This window comes from Dialister sp. UBA1703 (assembly GCA_002320515.1).
GTDB lineage: Bacteria > Bacillota > Negativicutes > Veillonellales > Dialisteraceae > Dialister.
In genome coordinates, this window is record DCJJ01000019.1 from 1 (window position 1) to 3,406 (window position 3,406).

The 3,406-nt window shown below is 47.7% G+C and carries 3 protein-coding genes and 1 pseudogene; all 4 read right to left on the bottom strand.

The window, feature by feature from the left end; genetic code table 11:
• Positions 1–153, bottom strand: a pseudogene (locus B2Y11_RS08720) (glutaconyl-CoA decarboxylase subunit beta); the annotation flags it as partial.
• A 32-nt stretch (positions 154–185) separates the two neighbouring features.
• A complete protein-coding gene (locus tag B2Y11_RS00950) occupies positions 186–314 on the bottom strand; it encodes an OadG family protein (RefSeq protein WP_291054943.1) in 129 nt (42 codons plus the stop codon).
• Positions 315–459: 145 nt separating this feature from the next.
• The gene (locus B2Y11_RS00955) at positions 460–1,758 is read right to left on the bottom strand and encodes an SLC13 family permease (RefSeq protein WP_291054946.1); all 1,299 of its coding nucleotides are present in this window, start codon (positions 1,756–1,758) and stop codon (positions 460–462) included.
• A 738-nt stretch (positions 1,759–2,496) separates the two neighbouring features.
• Positions 2,497–3,282, bottom strand: coding sequence for a hypothetical protein (locus tag B2Y11_RS00960; RefSeq protein WP_291054949.1), 786 nt, complete (start codon positions 3,280–3,282; stop codon positions 2,497–2,499).
• Positions 3,283–3,406 lie beyond the last annotated feature (124 nt).

The window sequence follows — 3,406 nt, forward strand, 5'->3', positions numbered from 1 at the left end:
GATGGGCATCAGCAGAAGAGGTTCATAGTCTTTTGCGATTGCCAGATAGAGCAGAACGAGGCCGACGAGAATCATGACCATGTTCTGCCATGTTAATGCAGCAAATCCGGAATCTGTCCATACAGAAACCAGTGCTCTCATAAAGCCATCCATATTTGTATCCTCCTTTTAGGCCTTCGTATTACTTATTTCTTCTTATTCTTGGTCGGATCCACAATGTGAATCAGCTGAATGATGAACTGAAGAACAATCAGAACAGCAAATACGATGACCATGTTAACGATACAAATGGAAAGTGGGCTCGGAGTATCCATGTATAAATCCACCTTTCTATTTCAACATCTCTGGAAGATGCCGGTGAGGGAACTGCCTCACACAGTTTGTATCAGGAGAAGGAAACCGCCCTTTTGGCGATTTCCTGTCTTCTGAGATAACCACAGGGTCTTTCTCCAAGGCGTATCAGCCCGGGAAGAATGGCCAGAAAATCGGAATAATGATTACGCTGACAATGAATGTAATAATGCAGAGCGGAACGCCTACTTTTACATAGTCATTGAAAGAGAATCCGCCGGGGCCCAGTACCAGGGTGTTTGGCGGAGTAGCCATTGGTGTTGCATAAGCCATGGATGCGGCGATACCGATAGCCATGAGGACCGGTTTCGGGTCAGCGCCAATGGACTGAGCAATGGAAATACCAATTGGTGCAAGCAGTGCTGCAGATGCAGTGTTACTCATGAACTGGGTCAGTACGTTGGAAATCAGGTACAGTACAGCGCAGAGAACGATGGGGTTTGGATGATCGCCCATCATGTTAACTACGGTATCGGCAATCAGTTTGCCTGCGCCTGTCTTATCCATAGCGGTAGCTACGGAAAGCATGCCGGCGAACAGGAAAATGGTTACCCAGTCGATACCTGCATAGGCTTCCTTTTCTTTCAGGCAGCCGGTGATGACGCAGAGAATGGCGCCGGTAACGGCAGCGGTCTGAAGAGGAACGGTCTTGAGGTTCAGAGCCATAGCAACAACAACGCCGATCAGGATGAGACCGGAAATCCACATCTTTGTCTTGCTCTTCGGCGCATTGTCGTCAGAAGCACCTGCTTCTTCCTTAGCTGCTTTCACAGCTTCTTCATCCATATCGCCTGCACTCTTAGCCGGAATGGTTTTACGGCCGATGGTGAGCATGTAAACCAGAACGATAACGGACAGCGGAACACCGATTAATGCGAATTCGAAGAATCCGAAGGACGGAAGACCGGCAGCGGACAGAGCGCCGGTAACGATAACGTTTGGCGGAGTACCGATCATGGTGATGGTGCCGCCTACGTTAGCTGCCACTGCCAGAGGCATCAGTTCCTTGGAAGCAGGAATGTTTGCCGCATTAGCGATACCGATAACTACCGGCATGAGGCATGCTACGGTACCGGTATTGGAAGATACGGAAGACAGGATGATGGTTACCAGCATGATGGCGCCCATCAGCGGAACTTCTTTGGTACCTGCTTTTCTAACAACAGCAAGACCGATGGTTTCAGCGAGGCCAGTCTTGAACATAGCGGCGCCGATAACGAACATACCACCGAAAAGAACGACGGTGGAGTTGGAAAGACCTGCATACACCTGTTTAGCTGGAAGTACGCCCAGAATACCGAGGGCCGTGCAGGCTGCCATAGCAGTGACTGCCAGCGGGATCAGTTCGGTAACAAACAGGAATGCTGCTACTGCCAGTACACACAGTGTAGTAATGGCTGGATCCATAAGGTTCACCTTCCTTTTGAATTTTTTCTGATCTCTGCCACGCCCGATGCCGGCAGGGCAGCTGCAGAAATATTTCTCCGGAAGATTTGGGACTCATATAAAGTTATAAAAGAATAATGGCAAAATTCCACATGAATCCGAATACGATCCGGAAAATCATCCCCCTGGCAAACCGGCTATCCTCCTTCCGTCACAGTCCCGGGGTCCGGACTCCCATCTATGCACCTTTGGAGAGATACATAGGCATCTATGTTTATTATATGCAAGTCCCCGTATTTTTCAATATTCCGTGATTTAAGGGAGATTTTCGGAAATTACAAGCCATTTGCATTAAATCCACTATAATTACATTCATTTGCATTAAATATTTATGCACTTCATATGCATTACCCTCAAATTTTACAGGCAAATGCATATCCTTTACACAAGAGTCTTTTTATATTTACATAGCATACTATCTACTTACATAGCATACTATGAAGTAAGATTTTCCTCTTATTTCATCAATCCCTTTTGCATTTTATATATCACCTAAACATAATATTCAAAGGGCAGAGGGCTAAAGTCTAAGGCCGTGTCGAACATTGGCCATATCATATTTTTTTATAAGCCAGTCCATCTTCAGCTTATACCCCTATTTCCCCTATCCTCTGCATGAATGAAGGCAGAAAACCTGCCGCACCATCATCCCGAAAGGCAGCAAAAAGCACCTGCCCAAAGCAGGTGCTCCCATGAAGACTATTCTTTTCTCTTTTCTTTCGCTTCCGCCATTTTTTTCTTGGCCGCTTCCAGGGTCTCCTTGCTGGTGCCGTTATGAAGCTCCACCTCTTCGCCATGGAAATCGGCGCCGGTGAGTTCATACTCACGGCCCCCCATTTCCGTACCCTTCTGGCGCAGCTGCTTGATACCTTCCTCGAAGGACATTTCCGGATGTTCCTTGAAATACCCCTGGTCCCGGAGCTTCTTCTCCATGGCCTTGTAAGTAAAGGTCACCACTTCTTCCTGGGGAATGCGGATCTGTCCCGGCATACGGCGTTCAAATTCCTTCCAGAACTCCTCAGACGCCTTCATAAGCACGCGGCCCACCTTCTTGTCGCTGCCGATGTCATACAGAAGAGACCAGATAGGGCGATTGTCCAGCTTCGCATATTCATGGAAAGTATAACGGTAGGTTACCGGCTTCATGAGCTGGTTTTTGAAATGGTGGACGCCGAAAATATCCTCATAGGGAATGGACAGCTCCTTCTTGTGCCCCACACCGGTTTTCAACATATACAGGCGATCCTTCTCCAGACGGTACACCGTCTTCGTGAGCACCGTATCCAGAAGCCACCACAGAATGGCCACCTGCATACCCAGGTCAATCACCGGCACCCGGTGATTCACAATAAATCCCCAGTACCCCGTCCAGCACACATAAGCGCCCCACAGAATAAAGGCAATTACCACCAGAACCATGTAAGGTCTGTAGAAATAGGAATGATCGACGAAATCCTTCGTCACTTTTTCATTTGTCTCTGCCATCAACTAAACTCCTTACAGCAAAAGCACGAATCGAATGTAACGAAATTATTATAACATTTATTTTCTTATATGTCTCTATGTTTTGTGGCAGGGGAAAAAAGGGCCGCTCCGCGGCCCGGGTTCA

What these genes read in the sequence shown, in the direction of transcription:
- B2Y11_RS00950 (WP_291054943.1), bottom strand. Translation starts at nt 314, where the DNA reads ATGGATACTCCGAGCCCACTTTCCATTTGTATCGTTAACATGGTCATC.
- B2Y11_RS00955 (WP_291054946.1), bottom strand. Translation starts at nt 1,758, where the DNA reads ATGGATCCAGCCATTACTACACTGTGTGTACTGGCAGTAGCAGCATTC.
- B2Y11_RS00960 (WP_291054949.1), bottom strand. Translation starts at nt 3,282, where the DNA reads ATGGCAGAGACAAATGAAAAAGTGACGAAGGATTTCGTCGATCATTCC.